Below are 15581 nucleotides of genomic sequence, written 5' to 3'. Positions count from 1 at the left end.
ATTTATGTAAAGGAGTTAACTACTACATGAAAAAAAGAAATACAGCGATACGCGCATTGTCAGTTTTTCTGGCTTATGCAATGGTTTATACATCGGTACCAGCTGCGGGTCAGGAAATGTTTGGATCCGGAGTCAACAGGGAGACAGAAGAAAATACATCAGATCTGAAAGAATTTCAAAGTTCACAGGCAGATGAATTTGGAACAGATACGGGATCGGATGCAGAATTGTTCGGAAGCGATGATGCAAAACAGGAGTTTCAGGATGGAGAAAACTCAGAAGAGGGTACAGACGGAATCAGGTATATTAAGGGCCGTCCGTTGACAGAAGAGGAAAGAAAGGAAGAACTGGAACCCTTTAAAAATTTAAAACCTTTGGATCCGGGAATTGAAGTGGAGAGCAATCTGACATCAGTTTATGCTGCATATGGAAACAGGGAGGCTGCATTTCCATCTTCCTATGATGCCAGAAAGGAAGGATTAGTTACGCCCGTAAAGAATCAGAATCCATTTGGAACCTGCTGGGCTTTTGGTATGGCAGCAATCATGGAGACTTCGCTTCTGGCACAGAACAAAGGAACCTACGATCTGTCAGAAGAACATTTATCATATTTTTTCTCCAACAGACAGAATGATCCTCTTGGAAATACCCCTGATGATAAGAATTATGTACTGGGAAATTATCACGTGATAGGAGGTAATGATCACCTGGCGGCGATTTATCTCAGTACATGGTCGGGAATGACCACAGAGGCCGATGTACCATTTCCTACGGATTCTTCGCATCAGAATGATCTGACTGTACAGATTCCGGAAAGTAAGGCTTATAATTCTGCAGCATATCTGAAAAATGCATCTGTTTCCAAATACAGTGAGGAACGTATGAAAGAAATGCTGCTGAATGACCATGCAGTATCCATTATGCTTTATATGAAGGAAAGTTATGTAAATCCGGACACAGCTGCATATTGTTATCCTGTTGGAAAATCAAATTCGACTGTAATTAATCATATTGTGACAGTGGTCGGATGGGATGATACGTATTCAAAGGATAATTTCCTTCCTGTTTCCAATGTAACATCTGATGGTGCGTGGATCATCAAAAACAGTTGGGGGGAGAAGAAAGGAGACGGAGGATATTACTATCTTTCTTATCAGGATCCCAATATCAGTAAACTTGTAAGTGCAGAGGCAGTGGCTGCTTCGGATCAAAAGTACAGGAATAATTATTTTTATGATGGTTCTTCAGCACTTTCAGTGATTCCGATACAGGCGGGACAGTCAGTAGCAGCAGTTTATGAGACAACTGCAGGAAAGGGAAAAGCAGAAGTCCTGGGGGAGGTTAATCTTGTTACAAACAGTGACAATGCCTGTTACAAAATTCAGATATACACCGATCTGACAGATCCATATGACCCGGAAAGCGGGACCGCTGCATATGCTGCTCCATATGAGTTTGAACAGCCAATCGCAGGTGTACAGACTATCAGTGTACCAGAGGTGGTTTTGAAACAGGGAAGCAGATATTCTGTTGTGATCACAAACAGTGGGATTGAAAAAATCAGCTTTGGAGTGGAAGCAAAGTCCAGTTATGGGAACTGGTTTACCTGTACGGCGGGGATAGAAACAGGGCAGACATTCTATAAGGGTGCATCGGAAACGGCCAGGTGGACAGATGGAAAGACGAAAAACTGGACGGCAAGGATCAAGGCACATACAAGGACCCTGAATCAGTCATGGGTGCCGGATACACCGGTATTTCAGGTGAAGGCATATAATTCCGGATATAACCTTATTTCATGGGAAAAAGTTTCCGGAGCTACAGGATATTATGTGTACAGAAAACCTGCAGCAGGTGGGAAGTGGTCCCAAATTGCAGATGTCGGGACATCGGAATTAAAATATAAAGATAGTAAGGTTACGGCTAATGCATCATACCGTTATACAGTAAAAGCATATTATGAAGCATCCGGAAAAAGATATTCAGGTAAATATAAAACCGGCGATGTGATTAAAGCAGCACCTGCAGTGCAGAAGGTTACTTCTGTGAAATCTGAGAAAAATGGAATCCGCATCCGGTGGAAGCCTCAGAAAAAATGTGACGGCTATTATATTTACAGAAAGAAAAAAGGTGGTTCCTATCAATTGATAAAGAAAATTTCCAATGGAAATAGTTCTTCTTATCTGGACAAAAAAGCACAAAAAGGTGTATCATACTATTATGCGGTAAAAGCATATGTTAAAGAGCCATATGGAAATACATACAGCAAATATAAAAGTTCATCTGCTGTAAAAAGAAAATAGGAAATGAAGGAAAGAGATTATGAAGAGAAGGTTTGGAACAGTAATAGCAATGGTACTGTGCTTTATTCTGACAGTGGTTTCTGTTTATGCGGATGACGGAAAGGGTCAGAATCCGGATTATGTAACAGATTATTATATGATCGTACAGAGTACACAGGGCGGGGTAGATATTTATGATGAAGCAGACACTCAGAGTGTTAAACTGAATGACAGCAAGATCCCAAATGGAACTGCCATTCACGTTCTGGGTGAGAAGAATGGAGCAGACAAAAAAAAATGGGCATATACACATTACCATGGAATGAACGGATATGTTCCTATGGATGATCTGGATCCGGCTTCCAGAGAAGAAGCTGCCAATGAGGAATATCGTACTTTCGGAGGCAAAGATGTGGATTTCGAAGTAAAGGTTCATGGAAACGATGGAAACGTATCGGTTTATAACGGACCTGGAGAGAAATTTGATCAGGTTTCAGAAACAGAGGGAATCGCAGATGGGACAACTGTACATATTTTTCAGTATGTTCAGGGAGAAGACGGAACAAACTGGGGGAAAACAGACACAGATGGTGTGACACAGGGATGGCTGAATCTTGATCGTGATACAGATTACGTAAATGAAAATGTATCCGCAGATGCACCGGAGGCTACAGGCACATCAGGAAATGTTCCGGTGGCTGCTGTTACACCAACACCGGAAGCAACTCCAACTCCGAAAGCCACACCAACACCAGAGGTAACACCTACAGAAAAAGTGACACCGACACCGGAGGCAACACCTACAGAAGAAGCAACACCGACACCGGAGGCAACACCTACAGAAGACGCAACGCCAACACCGGAAGAAACAGAGACGCCTGCTTCGACAGAAGACAAGGAATCTGATGATAAGCAGAGTCAGAAAACATCAGGAAAGAATGTAAAAGCAGATTCAGGAATGAAGAATCCTGTAATCTGGATTAGTGGTATCGGGATTATTGTTATCATAATTTTACTTATTTATTTCCTGAAGAAGAAAAAGTAAGAGTTAAAATCATTAAAGAATGCCGTCGACGGCAGAGAACAGTTACAAAATAAACAGTGGAACTAAAAGAGCAGCGCATCGGATGATGCAGCTGCTCTTTTTAGAAAATGTGTGTGTATAATTGAGACGTTATGAGGAAACCTCAAATCAGTCTTAATTAACAAAAACTAATAATGTGTGTGCATATATAGTCTACAATTTTTTTGCAATTTAATCAAGATGGAATTTTATAGAACGTGATATATTTTGAGGAAAGAGGCTATTTAGACTTTTTACTTGCGTAACTCTGGCGGGAAACGTATAATAGGAAAAAGCAATACTCGAGGGTGAGGAAAAGAGGATGAAGATAACAGAAGAACTGTTAAATGAGATGAAAATTAAGGATGAGAACTTTTCTGACGGTCTGATCAAGCCGGACGGCGATTACGTAAGAATACCCAGAGGACATCTTCATGGAATGATGGAATTGCTTCCATGGACAGAGAACGAAATCTGGAAAATGATCCCGGATGATGATTCTCCGCTGTTCTGGCTGATTGAGAAAACAGGATGCGTTCTTACGGATTATAATAATTCTATTGGCATGAAGATGACACCTGCTCAGCAGACTGTGTTTGATATGATGCGAAAACATGGGGTTCTTACAGATGATTATTACGATCTGACGAAACAGAGGGAGAAAGTAAGAGAAGCCAGAGAACAAAAAGAGAACAGGAAACAATAGTTAAGTGTATATGAATATATGGGAGTGCAGCGATGGAAAAGCATGCTCATTAAAGTCATCCGATGCAGAAAAAACAATATACGATATTAAAAAGCAGCATATCAGAGTTATGGATCATAACCTGATATGCTGCTTTTAACGTGTCTGAAGAAAAATGAAATGTCAATCATAAAAACAAAACAAAAACAACCAGAACGGAAGAAAAAACAAATAAAAAACAACATAAAAGTTCAGGATATATGTGTTGATTTGTGTTGACTTCGCGATAGCCATAAGGTATAATGAATCTATATGAAAACATGGAGGATATTGCTGTCAGAATGATACCGGAATGTATTGGGGTCTGGTATGGGTGCAGCTTTTATTCATGAGAAAGGAGTAACATGGAAAAATTTCAAACATCAGATATTCCCAAGTCTCCCAGAATTCAGAAACTGGTAGATGCATTGTATGAACATATGCCGGTGATCGAATCAGCCAGAGCAAAGCTGATCACAGAATCTTATAAGGAAACAGAAGGAGAACCGATCATCACACGCAGAGCAAAGGCTTTTGCGCATATTCTTCATAATATTCCGATCATTATCCGTGACAATGAACTGATTGTCGGAAGCAGTACGATTGCGCCGAGGGGATGTCAGACATTTCCGGAGTTCTCTTATGAGTGGCTGGAAGCTGAACTGGATACAGTTGCGACCAGAACTGCGGATCCTTTTGAGATTGCTGAGGAGACCAAAGCCGAACTTAAGGAGGCAGATAAGTACTGGAAAGGGAAAACAACCAGTGAACTTGCAACTTCCTATATGGCACCGGAAGCAATCAAGGCAATTGAACACAATATTTTTACACCTGGAAATTATTTTTACAATGGTGTAGGACATGTAACAGTTAAATACTGGGAAGTACTGGAAATCGGTTTTGAGGGAATCATGGAGAAGGCTCAGAAAGAGCTGGATGGATGCAGTGTCGGTGACGGTAATTATGCAAGAAAGTCTCACTTCCTTGAGGCAGTGATTTTAAGCTGTAAGGCGGTGATCGATTATGCAGGCAGATATGCAAAACTTGCGCAGGAAATGGCGGCACAGACAAGTGATCCGGTAAGAAAACAGGAACTTTTTGTTATCGCAGAGAACTGCAGCAGGGTACCGGCAAAGGGTGCACAGAATTTCTATGAGGCATGTCAGTCATTCTGGTTTGTACAGCAGCTTCTTCAGATGGAATCCAGTGGACATTCTATTTCACCGGGGCGCTTTGATCAGTATATGTATCCATATTATAAGAAGGATATGGAAGCAGGAACTATTACCCGAGAGTTCGCACAGGAATTGATGGATTGCATCTGGGTTAAATTAAATGACCTGAATAAATGTCGTGATGCGGCTTCAGCGGAAGGATTTGCAGGATATAGCCTTTTCCAGAATCTGATCGCAGGTGGTCAGAATAAAGAGGGAGAGGATGTAACTAACGATCTTTCTGTTATGTGTATTCAGGCATCCATGCATGTGCATCTTCCGGCTCCATCACTTTCTGTGAGAGTATGGAATGGTTCTCCGCATGAATTCCTGATAAAGGCAGCCGAGCTTACGAGAACAGGAATCGGACTTCCTGCATATTACAATGATGAGGTGATTATTCCGGCACTGCAGAACAGAGGCTTATCTCTGGAGGATGCCAGAGAGTACAATATCATCGGATGTGTAGAACCGCAGAAAGCCGGTAAGACAGAAGGGTGGCATGATGCCGCATTCTTTAATATGTGCAGACCTCTGGAACTTGTTTTTTCGAATGGTATGGATAAAGGTGAGATGGTGGGAATCCCTACCGGCGATGTCACTCAGATGAAGACCTTTGATGAATTCTTTGACGCATATAAGAAACAGATGGAATACTGCATTTCCCTGCTGGTGAATGCAGATAATGCTATTGATGTAGCTCATGCGGAACGCTGTCCGTTACCATTCCTTTCCTGTATGATAGATGACTGTCTGAAAGAAGGCAAGTCTGTCCAGGAAGGTGGAGCTGTTTACAACTTTACAGGTCCTCAGGGATTTGGAATCGCCAATATGGCAGATGGACTTTTTGCAATCCGCAAACTGGTCTATGAGGATAAGAAAGTATCTATGAAAGAACTTAAGGAAGCTCTTGCATGGAACTATGATAAAGGACTGGATGCGCAGTCCGCCGGTGATATGACAGAGATGATCATGAAGGCAATGCAGAAAGCAGGCAGAAATGTGGATGCTTCCACTGCAGAAGGACTTCTGAAAACTTTCATGGGAATGAAACCGGGTGAACAGAAGACACAGAGATTCAAAGAAATCCACGATATGATCGATGAAGTTCCGAAATTTGGAAATGATATTCCGGAAGTTGATTATTTTGCAAGAGAAGTTGCCTATACATATTCCAAACCGCTTCAGAAGTATAACAATCCAAGAGGCGGAAAGTTCCAGGCAGGTCTGTATCCTGTATCTGCAAATGTACCGCTGGGCGGACAGACAGGAGCGACGCCGGATGGAAGATATGCACACACACCTGTTGCAGACGGCGTTTCGCCATCTGCGGGCAAGGATGTAAAGGGACCTACGGCAGCGGCAACTTCCGTATCCAGACTGGATCATTTTATTGTATCCAACGGAACACTCTTTAATCAGAAATTTCACCCATCCGCACTTTCAGGAAGAGAGGGACTGGAGAAATTCGTTGCACTGATCCGCGGATACTTTGACCAGAAGGGAATGCACATGCAGTTTAATGTAGTTGACAGGCAGACACTGCTGGATGCACAGGAACATCCTGAGAAATATAAACATCTGGTAGTACGCGTGGCAGGCTACAGTGCACTGTTTACGACACTTTCCCGTTCCCTTCAGGATGATATCATCCGTCGTACAGAACAGGGCTTCTGATTCAGACGTTTTTTGCAGGAAGTAAAAGTGACAGGCAGAGGATGTATGGATAACAGAATAAGAAAGGAAAAGCATGGACTATTTGGATACAAAGGGCAGAGTGTTTGATGTCCAGAAATATTCTATTCATGATGGACCGGGTATAAGGACGATCGTATTTCTGAAAGGTTGTGTCCTGCGGTGCAAATGGTGCTGCAATCCGGAATCTCAGGAATATAAAATCCAGACAATGAAAGTGCAGGGAGAAGACAAGGTCATCGGACGTGATGTGACAGTCAGGGAGATGATTGAAGAAGTTGAGAAAGACAGGGTATACTATTACCGCTCGGGCGGAGGTATGACTCTTTCCGGCGGAGAATGTCTCTGTCAGCCGGAATTTGCAGGAGCACTTCTGAGAGCTGCCAAAGAGAGAGGGATTTCTACTGCAATCGAGAGTATGGCATGTGCAAAATGGGAGACGATTGAGACAATCTTACCGTATCTGGATACTTATTTAATGGATATTAAACATACAAATCCTGCGAAACATAAAGAATTTACAGGACGTTCCAATGAACTGATGATGGAAAATGCCAGAAAAGTGGCGCTTTCCGGTAAAACCAGGCTGGTAATCCGTGTACCGGTGATACCCACATTTAATGATACAGTGGAGGAAATCCAGGGGATTGCAAGGTTTGCAGACACACTTCCCGGAGTGGACAAGATTCATCTTCTTCCGTATCACAGACTTGGACAGGATAAATATGAGGGACTTGGCAGACCATATCTGATGGGAAATGTGGAACCACCGTCCAAAGAACATATGGAAACATTAAAAAAGGCAGTACATGCGGTCTGCGGTCTGGACTGTCAGATCGGTGGATGAGGTATTTTTTGCATCTGATACGATTATTGGAATAAAAAAAGAAAAAAACAAACAAAAACAACACGATAAAACCCGTAAAAACAACATAAAACAACGGAAATGTATTGACTTTTTATGACCGATAGTGTAAAATCACAGGTAGAAACGTCAAAAACTATATCAATGCCTTAAGGAGGAAAATGAGCATGGTAAACGAATATGAAATCAAAAAACAGATCTGCGACATCGGAAGAAGAATCTACAGCCGCAACATGGTAGCTGCAAACGATGGTAACATCTCTGTAAAACTGAACGACAACGAATTTCTTTGCACACCTACAGGTGTATCCAAAGGTTTTATGACACCGGAGTATATCTGTAAAGTAGACAGAGAAGGAAATGTGATCCAGGCTAACCCGGGATTCAAACCATCCTCTGAAATCAAAATGCATATGAGAGTTTATGAGAAGAGACCGGACGTAGGTTCTGTTGTGCATGCTCATCCGATTTATGCAACATCTTTTGCAATTGCAGGTATTCCGCTGACACAGCCGATCATGCCTGAAGCAGTTATCTCACTTGGATGCGTTCCGATCGCTGAATACGGTACACCATCTACAATGGAGATTCCGGATAATCTTGAGAAATACCTTCCATATTTCGATGCAGTTCTTCTTGAGAACCATGGAGCATTGACATGGAGCACAGACTTAAACGCAGCTTACATGAAGATGGAATCTGTTGAGTTCTACGCACAGCTTCTGTATCAGTCAAAAGTTCTTGGCGGACCTAAGGAATTTGATGAGAAGAACATTGAGAAACTTTATGAAATTCGTCGTAAATTCGGTATGGCTGGTAAACATCCGGCAAACCTCTGCCTGAACAAAGACGGCAAGAACTGTCATAACTGCGGTGGAGCATGTCAAGACGGAGAATTCAAGAAATTCCCTGGATATCAGTATGATTTCGTAGGTGGAGATTCAAAACCGGCAGAGAATAATGCTGCATCTGATGCACAGTTAGTTGCTGAGATTACAAAACAAGTAATGGCTCAGTTAGGAATGAAATAAGAGCATAGATAATCAAGGAGGACAGTCTCATGCCAATTAATGAGAATATGGTACAGGAAATTGTACAGGAAGTTATGGCAAAAATGCAGATAGCAGACGCTCCGACTGGCAAACATGGCATTTTTAAAGAAATGAATGATGCAATTGAAGCTGCCAAGAAATCACAGCTTATTGTAAAGAAAATGTCCATGGATCAGAGAGAAAAAATTATTACCTGCATTCGTAAGAAAATAAAAGAAAATGCAGAAGTAATGGCACGCATGGGTGTGGAAGAGACCGGTATGGGAAATGTAGGAGATAAGATTCTCAAACATCATCTCGTAGCTGATAAGACACCGGGAACAGAAGTTATTACAACAACTGCATGGTCAGGAGACAGAGGATTAACTCTTATTGAAATGGGACCTTTCGGTGTGATCGGTGCTATTACTCCATGTACCAATCCAAGTGAAACAATTTTATGTAATACAATGGGAATGCTTGCAGGAGGAAATACAGTTGTATTTAATCCTCATCCGGCAGCAATCAAGACTTCCATTTATGCGATCAATCTTCTGAATGAAGCATCATTAGAGTCCGGCGGACCGGATAATATTGCGGTTACTGTAGAGAAACCTACTCTTGAAACCAGCAATGTAATGATGAAACATAAAGACATCCCGCTTATTGCAGCAACCGGGGGACCTGGAGTTGTAACTGCAGTTCTTTCTTCCGGCAAACGTGGCATTGGTGCAGGTGCAGGAAACCCTCCGGCACTTGTTGATGAAACAGCTGACATCCGTAAAGCGGCAACAGACATTGTAAACGGATGTACATTTGATAACAATCTTCCATGTATCGCAGAGAAAGAGATCGTAGCAGTTTCTTCTATCGTAGATGAGTTGATGCATTATCTTGTAACTGAGAATGATTGTTATCTTGCATCTAAAGAAGAACAGGATAAACTTACAGAAGTAGTTCTGGCAGGCGGAAAACTGAACCGTAAATGTGTCGGACGTGACGCAAGAACACTTCTTTCCATGATCGGTGTCAATGCACCGGCAAATATCCGCTGTATCGTATTTGAAGGACCGAAGGAACATCCGCTGATCACAACAGAGCTTATGATGCCGATCCTTGGTGTAGTAAGAGCAAGAGATTTTGATGATGCAGTGGAACAGGCAGTATGGTTAGAACACGGAAATCGCCATTCTGCACATATCCATTCAAAGAATATTGATAATATTACAAAATATGCGAAAGCAATTGATACAGCAATCCTTGTAAAGAATGCACCATCCTATGCTGCATTAGGATTTGGCGGTGAAGGCTATTGTACATTTACAATCGCAAGCCGTACAGGTGAAGGTCTTACCTGCGCAAGTACATTTACCAAGAGAAGACGCTGCGTAATGGCAGACAGCCTTTGCATTCGTTAAAGATGATGAGTTAAGGAGAGAAAGAACATGGACATGAATAATGTAAATATAGAAGAAATCGTGAAACAGGTTCTCTCCGGCATGACAGGAAATGCACCGGCAGCAGCAACAGTTTCTGCACCGGCAGCAACAACTGGAATCCCGAAGACAGCCAGAGTAGCTGTATTAACTGAAAAGGAACATTTCGAACTGAAAGAATATCCGATTCCTCCGATTGGAGATGACGATATCCTGGTTAAAGTTGAAGGATGCGGTGTGTGTGGTACAGATGCACATGAATTTAAAAGAGATCCATTTGGCCTGATCCCGGTAGCACTTGGACATGAAGGTACAGGTGAAATCGTGGCTATGGGTAAGAATGTTAAAGTAGATACTGCAGGAAAACCTGTAAAGGTTGGCGATAAAGTCGTTACCTGTATGATCTTTAAAGATGATCCGGAAATCACAATGTTCGACCTGAACAAGAAGAACGTAGGTGGAGCTGACGTATATGGACTTCTTCCGGATGATGATGTACATCTTAACGGATGGTTCTCCGATTACATCTTCTTAAGAGGTGGAAATTTCGGAACTACATTCTTTAATGTAAGTGATCTGGATCTAGATTCCCGAATCCTCATCGAGCCATGTGCAGTACTTGTACATGCAGTTGAGAGAGCAAAAACAACCGGAATCCTTCGTTTCAACAGCAGAGTTGTAGTTCAGGGCTGCGGACCAATCGGACTGATCTGCATTGCAGTACTCCGTACTATGGGGGTTGAACATATCTGCGCAGTAGACGGAAATGAGAAACGTCTTGAATTTGCCAAGAGAATGGGTGCAGACACAAGCGTTAACTTCATGAACTTTAAGGGAATCGAAGCACTGACAGAAGCTGTAAAAGAAGCTCAGGGCGGACATCTTGCAGATTTCGCATTCCAGTGCACAGGAAACCCGAAAGCTCATGCAAACATTTATAAATTTATCCGCAATGGTGGTGGTCTTTGTGAACTTGGCTTCTTCATCAATGGTGGAGATGCTACAATTAATCCGCACTTTGACCTCTGCTCCAAAGAGATCAACCTGGTTGGTTCCTGGGTATATACTCTGAGAGATTATGTAACAACCTTTGATTTCCTTAAGAGAGCAAAAGCAATTGGTCTTCCGATGTCTGAACTGATCACAGATAAGTTCCCGTTAGAGCAGATCAATGAAGCTCTTCAGACAAACCTGGCAATGACAGGACTTAAGATCGCAGTTGTAAACAAATAGTTACTGTTCACCGGTAATATCCCGCAAAGAGTATTGCTGTGAACAGTAGCAACAAATAATAAGCCTGGCAATAGAGGAGAAAAGAAATGGCAGAAGCTGTAGGAATTTTAGAGGTATTCGGGTTGGCGACAGCCTTTGTAGCAGGCGATGCCGGATGTAAGGCAGCAAATGTCCGCCTGGAGGTTTTTGATAAAAACAAACCAGCCAATGCTGACAGCCTGCCGGTACCGCTCCTTGTCTGCATTAAATTCAGAGGAAGTGTAACTGATGTTACAGCGGCTGTGGAAGCAGGCATGGAAGTTGCAAACAGAATGACTGGTGTGGTACAGCATTATGTGATCCCGAACCCGGAAGAGGGAACGGAAAAAATGCTGAAGATCAGCGCCCTGGATAAGGATTAGCAGTTGCATATCCATTGGGCATCAGTTAAAATATAATCAGATATTTATTTGTAGATTCAGGAGGAAGCAGAAATGGCACAGGAAGCATTAGGAATGGTAGAAACCAGAGGACTTACAGCAGCAATTGAAGCAGCTGATGCAATGACAAAAGCAGCTGAAGTAGCATTAGTAGGAACAGAGAAGATTGGATCCGGACTTGTAACAGTTATGGTACGCGGAGACGTAGGAGCTGTTAAGGCAGCAGTAGAAAGCGGAAGCGCAGCAGCATCCAGACTTGGCGAATTAGTTGCTACTCATGTAATTCCGAGACCTCATACAGACGTAGAGAAAATCCTTCCAAGCATCTGACCAGCAGATTGAGAAGTGTAAAAAAGGAGTTCGCTCATGAGTAAATCATATGGATTTATAGAAATCACTGGTGTCGTTGCAGCAATCGATGCACTGGACATCATGTGCAAAACTGCAGACGTTGAGCTGGCGTCATGGGAACGTAAGCTGGGCGGACGACTGGTTACTATTATAGTTGAAGGCGATGTATCTGCCGTTACAGAAGCAGTAAATGCAGCAGCGACAGGTGCGATCAAGAAACCGGTAAGTTATGCAGTAATTGCACGTCCCCATGAAGAAATCGTCAGAATGGTGGAATTAAGTGCAAGTCGCTGGAAGAACAATCAGGGGGATGAATAATGGCTGAAGAGAAGAAACCGGAAGCAGATAAAAATGCCCCTAAAAAGGCAGCCGCTCCAAGAAGAACGAAAGCAAAAATTTCTTCAAAACCGGAAGTAAAAGCTCAGACGGCAGATACGGCGGCAGAAACAGCAAATAAAACAGAATCCCAGAAAGAACAGATAAAGGAAACAGTATCTCATAAGGAGGAAAAAGTTATGACACAGGAAGCATTAGGAATGGTAGAAACCAGAGGACTTACAGCAGCAATCGAAGCAGCAGACCAGATGTGCAAGGCTGCTAACGTAGCATTAGTAGGAACAGAGAAGATCGGATCCGGACTTGTAACAGTTATGGTACGTGGAGATGTAGGAGCTGTTAAATCAGCAGTAGAAAGCGGAAGCGCAGCAGCATCCAGACTTGGTGAATTAGTTGCTACACACGTAATCCCAAGACCACATACAGATGTAGAGAAAATCCTGCCTGTATTAAAATAGTAATCCATCGTAACTGTCCGGTATCTGCACAGCAGACTGCCGGATGGTTATAATCCGTCATATTTGACAGAAAGCAGGTGTATTCTTGGAATCTAATAATATTGAACTGATTACCAGAATGGTCATTCAGGCAATCAATCAGAATGAAAAAAAAGGCGATGGATTCATGGTTCCCATCGGGGTTTCCGCAAGACACATTCACCTGACACAGGAACATGTAGAAGCATTGTTCGGACCCGGATATCAGCTTACGAAGAAGAAAGAGCTGATGGGAGGTCAGTTTGCTTCTAATGAAACAGTTACCATTGTGGGACTGAAACTTCGTGCCATTGAGAATGTAAGAATCCTTGGACCGGTGCGTAAAGCTTCACAGGTTGAGGTATCTGCGACAGATGCCATTAAGCTTGGAATGAATGTTCCGGTTCGCGAATCCGGAGACGTTGCAGGAAGTGCACCAATCGCAATCGTAGGTCCAAAAGGAGCAGTTTATCTGAAAGAGGGATGTATCGTGGCAATGCGCCATATACACATGTCTCCGAAAGATGCACAGGCTGCAGGTGTGAAGGACGGCGATATCGTATCAGTAAAGGCAGATAATGAGAGAGGAACCATCTTCAATCAGGTCAAGATCCGTGTAGACGACAGCTTTACACTGGAAATGCATATTGATACAGATGAAGCAAATGCAGCAAAGATTGCTACAGGCACTACCGTAACAATAATTAAATAATATCGGGGGCCAAAGGTCAAAAAGCCGTTCGTGCCTGCACGATAAGGTTTTTGAACAGAAACCCTTAAGCGTTAATTGGGGGCAGAAGTATTTGCCCCCAATATTATTATCAGAAACAATTTGGAGGCTCATATGATCGTAGGCAAAGTTGTAGGAAGTGTGGTATCCACACGAAAGAGTGAGAAGCTGATTGGAAGTAAATTTATGATTATCGAGCCTGTGCATCATATGAAAGGCGACCTGAGCCAGCTGGTTGCGATCGATATGATCGGAGCCGGAGTTGGTGAATATGTATTGGTGGCACAGGGAAGCGCAGCAAGAATAGGCTGCGGCGTAGAAACAGCACCAGTAGATGCCGCAATTGTCGGTATTATTGATGACGGTGCAGGATTGGAGTAACGCCATGGAAATCAAAGAATTACAGGATATTATACAGCAGAATGGTGTGGTAGGTGCCGGCGGAGCCGGATTCCCTACTTATATGAAGCTTACAGACAAGGCTAATACCATTCTTATGAACTGTGCAGAGTGTGAACCATTACTGAAATTACACAGACAGTTATTGGAAAAACACGCATATGAAATTATGAAAACATTCCATATGATCCAGGAGACGGTTGGTGCTTCTGAAGCAATTATTGGAATTAAGAAGTCTTATGTACAGACAATTCATGCATTAAATCAGCATATTGAAGAATTTCCTGGCATGAGGCTGCATCTTCTGGACGAAGTTTATCCGATGGGAGATGAGGTTGTACTTATTTATGAGGCAACCGGAAGAGTAGTACGGCCGGGAGGACTGCCGATCGAGCAGGGAGTAGCTGTATTTAACGTTGAAACTGTATACAATGTATATCGTGCTGTGGAAGAGAAGCAGCCGGTTACAGACAAATATGTATCTGTTGTTGCAGAAGTAAGTGATCCTGTTACAGTGAGAGTTCCCCTGGGATGTACTCTGGAGGAAGTGGTAGCACAGGCAGGCAGCACAACAGTAAAGGATCCTGTCTATTTCGTAGGCGGCCCGATGATGGGGCGTATCGGAAATGGTTCAGATCCGGTGACAAAGACAACAAATGCGATTTTGGTCCTTCCAAAAGACCATCTTATTGTAGCGAAGAAACAGCGGACTTCTTCTATAGATTTAAAACGTGCAGCATCTATCTGCTGCCAGTGCAATACCTGTACAGATTTATGTCCGAGACATAATCTGGGACATCCGATCGATCCGGCGAAATTTATGAGAGCTGCATCAAATAATGATTTCAGAGACCTGAATCCATATATAGATGCTTCCTTCTGCAGTTCCTGCGGTGTATGTGAGATGTACTCATGTCCGCAGAGTCTTGCACCGAGAAGTCTTCTCGCAGATATGAAGGGCGGTCTGAGAAAAGCAGGTATCCGTCCTCCGCAGGGTGTACAGCCGAAACCGGTACAGGAATCCAGAGAATACCGTAAGGTTCCGGAAGAACGTCTGATGGCGCGACTTGGTCTTACGAGATATGACAAGGATGCTCCTCTGAAAGAAGAACTTGTACAGGTTAAGAAAGTAAGGATATTATTGAGCCAGCACATCGGAGCACCTGCACAGGCAGTGGTCAAAGCCGGTGATGAGGTAACAAGAGGGCAGATGATCGCACAGCCGGCACAGGGCTTAAGCGTTGGTATTCATGCTTCTGTCAGCGGTAAAGTAACAGAAGTAACAGACCGTTACATTATTATTGCAGTAAAGTAGAAAGGACGTGCA

The 15581-nt window shown here is 42.9% G+C and carries 15 protein-coding genes; all 15 read left to right on the top strand.

Annotation, left to right across the window (positions count from 1 at the left end):
• The first annotated feature begins 26 nt into the window (after positions 1–26).
• The 15 genes from LI074_RS07200 (at position 27) to LI074_RS07130 (ending at position 15569) form a co-directional block, all read left to right on the top strand.
• Entirely contained in the window at positions 27–2303 is a 2277-nt protein-coding gene (locus LI074_RS07200) for a C1 family peptidase (RefSeq protein ID WP_243097768.1), read from the top strand.
• Between the two features lie 19 nt (positions 2304–2322).
• Positions 2323–3327: a hypothetical protein gene (locus LI074_RS07195; protein WP_173698056.1), complete on the top strand. Its 1005-nt coding sequence runs from the start codon at positions 2323–2325 to the stop codon at positions 3325–3327.
• Positions 3328–3667: 340 nt separating this feature from the next.
• Positions 3668–4051, top strand: a complete 384-nt coding sequence (locus LI074_RS07190) for a hypothetical protein (protein ID WP_008705589.1) — start codon at positions 3668–3670, stop codon at positions 4049–4051.
• 383 nt (positions 4052–4434) lie between these two features.
• Complete coding sequence (locus LI074_RS07185) at positions 4435–6960, top strand: glycyl radical protein (RefSeq protein WP_055053733.1); 2526 nt, start codon at positions 4435–4437, stop codon at positions 6958–6960.
• Between the two features lie 73 nt (positions 6961–7033).
• The gene (locus tag LI074_RS07180; RefSeq protein ID WP_008705586.1) at positions 7034–7825 is read left to right on the top strand and encodes a glycyl-radical enzyme activating protein; all 792 of its coding nucleotides are present in this window, start codon (positions 7034–7036) and stop codon (positions 7823–7825) included.
• Positions 7826–8010: 185 nt separating this feature from the next.
• Complete coding sequence (locus tag LI074_RS07175) at positions 8011–8874, top strand: class II aldolase/adducin family protein (protein ID WP_008705585.1); 864 nt, start codon at positions 8011–8013, stop codon at positions 8872–8874.
• Between the two features lie 29 nt (positions 8875–8903).
• Positions 8904–10292, top strand: coding sequence for an aldehyde dehydrogenase family protein (locus tag LI074_RS07170; protein ID WP_008705584.1), 1389 nt, complete (start codon positions 8904–8906; stop codon positions 10290–10292).
• 27 nt (positions 10293–10319) lie between these two features.
• Positions 10320–11543 (top strand): zinc-binding dehydrogenase, encoded by a 1224-nt coding sequence (locus LI074_RS07165; RefSeq protein WP_173698055.1) that lies wholly within the window; start codon positions 10320–10322, stop codon positions 11541–11543.
• 86 nt (positions 11544–11629) lie between these two features.
• On the top strand, positions 11630–11944 hold the full coding sequence (locus tag LI074_RS07160; RefSeq protein ID WP_008705582.1) for a BMC domain-containing protein: 315 nt from the start codon (positions 11630–11632) through the stop codon (positions 11942–11944).
• Between the two features lie 72 nt (positions 11945–12016).
• Positions 12017–12292: a BMC domain-containing protein gene (locus LI074_RS07155; RefSeq protein ID WP_008705581.1), complete on the top strand. Its 276-nt coding sequence runs from the start codon at positions 12017–12019 to the stop codon at positions 12290–12292.
• 36 nt (positions 12293–12328) lie between these two features.
• Positions 12329–12631: a BMC domain-containing protein gene (locus LI074_RS07150; protein WP_008705580.1), complete on the top strand. Its 303-nt coding sequence runs from the start codon at positions 12329–12331 to the stop codon at positions 12629–12631.
• 197 nt (positions 12632–12828) lie between these two features.
• The gene (locus tag LI074_RS07145) at positions 12829–13107 is read left to right on the top strand and encodes a BMC domain-containing protein (RefSeq protein ID WP_005427721.1); all 279 of its coding nucleotides are present in this window, start codon (positions 12829–12831) and stop codon (positions 13105–13107) included.
• A gap of 118 nt (positions 13108–13225) precedes the next feature.
• Positions 13226–13837 (top strand): phosphate propanoyltransferase, encoded by a 612-nt coding sequence (locus tag LI074_RS07140; protein ID WP_370792859.1) that lies wholly within the window; start codon positions 13226–13228, stop codon positions 13835–13837.
• A gap of 132 nt (positions 13838–13969) precedes the next feature.
• Positions 13970–14236 (top strand): EutN/CcmL family microcompartment protein, encoded by a 267-nt coding sequence (locus tag LI074_RS07135; RefSeq protein ID WP_008705576.1) that lies wholly within the window; start codon positions 13970–13972, stop codon positions 14234–14236.
• Positions 14237–14240: 4 nt separating this feature from the next.
• Positions 14241–15569, top strand: a complete 1329-nt coding sequence (locus LI074_RS07130) for a 4Fe-4S dicluster domain-containing protein (protein WP_022381347.1) — start codon at positions 14241–14243, stop codon at positions 15567–15569.
• Positions 15570–15581 lie beyond the last annotated feature (12 nt).

The sequence above is a fragment of the Blautia sp. MSK18_10 genome, from assembly GCF_020553185.1.
In the GTDB taxonomy this organism is placed as follows: Bacteria; Bacillota; Clostridia; order Lachnospirales; family Lachnospiraceae; genus Blautia_A; species Blautia_A wexlerae.
Note: the sequence above shows the minus strand (reverse complement) of the source record. Positions and strands in the feature narration are given on the sequence as shown.

What these genes read in the sequence shown, in the direction of transcription:
- LI074_RS07155 (WP_008705581.1), top strand. Translation starts at nt 12,017, where the DNA reads ATGGCACAGGAAGCATTAGGAATGGTAGAAACCAGAGGACTTACAGCA.
- LI074_RS07145 (WP_005427721.1), top strand. Translation starts at nt 12,829, where the DNA reads ATGACACAGGAAGCATTAGGAATGGTAGAAACCAGAGGACTTACAGCA.
- LI074_RS07195 (WP_173698056.1), top strand. Translation starts at nt 2,323, where the DNA reads ATGAAGAGAAGGTTTGGAACAGTAATAGCAATGGTACTGTGCTTTATT.
- LI074_RS07150 (WP_008705580.1), top strand. Translation starts at nt 12,329, where the DNA reads ATGAGTAAATCATATGGATTTATAGAAATCACTGGTGTCGTTGCAGCA.
- LI074_RS07185 (WP_055053733.1), top strand. Translation starts at nt 4,435, where the DNA reads ATGGAAAAATTTCAAACATCAGATATTCCCAAGTCTCCCAGAATTCAG.
- LI074_RS07130 (WP_022381347.1), top strand. Translation starts at nt 14,241, where the DNA reads ATGGAAATCAAAGAATTACAGGATATTATACAGCAGAATGGTGTGGTA.
- LI074_RS07200 (WP_243097768.1), top strand. Translation starts at nt 27, where the DNA reads ATGAAAAAAAGAAATACAGCGATACGCGCATTGTCAGTTTTTCTGGCT.
- LI074_RS07160 (WP_008705582.1), top strand. Translation starts at nt 11,630, where the DNA reads ATGGCAGAAGCTGTAGGAATTTTAGAGGTATTCGGGTTGGCGACAGCC.
- LI074_RS07175 (WP_008705585.1), top strand. Translation starts at nt 8,011, where the DNA reads ATGGTAAACGAATATGAAATCAAAAAACAGATCTGCGACATCGGAAGA.
- LI074_RS07170 (WP_008705584.1), top strand. Translation starts at nt 8,904, where the DNA reads ATGCCAATTAATGAGAATATGGTACAGGAAATTGTACAGGAAGTTATG.
- LI074_RS07135 (WP_008705576.1), top strand. Translation starts at nt 13,970, where the DNA reads ATGATCGTAGGCAAAGTTGTAGGAAGTGTGGTATCCACACGAAAGAGT.
- LI074_RS07190 (WP_008705589.1), top strand. Translation starts at nt 3,668, where the DNA reads ATGAAGATAACAGAAGAACTGTTAAATGAGATGAAAATTAAGGATGAG.
- LI074_RS07180 (WP_008705586.1), top strand. Translation starts at nt 7,034, where the DNA reads ATGGACTATTTGGATACAAAGGGCAGAGTGTTTGATGTCCAGAAATAT.
- LI074_RS07165 (WP_173698055.1), top strand. Translation starts at nt 10,320, where the DNA reads ATGGACATGAATAATGTAAATATAGAAGAAATCGTGAAACAGGTTCTC.
- LI074_RS07140 (WP_370792859.1), top strand. Translation starts at nt 13,226, where the DNA reads ATGGTCATTCAGGCAATCAATCAGAATGAAAAAAAAGGCGATGGATTC.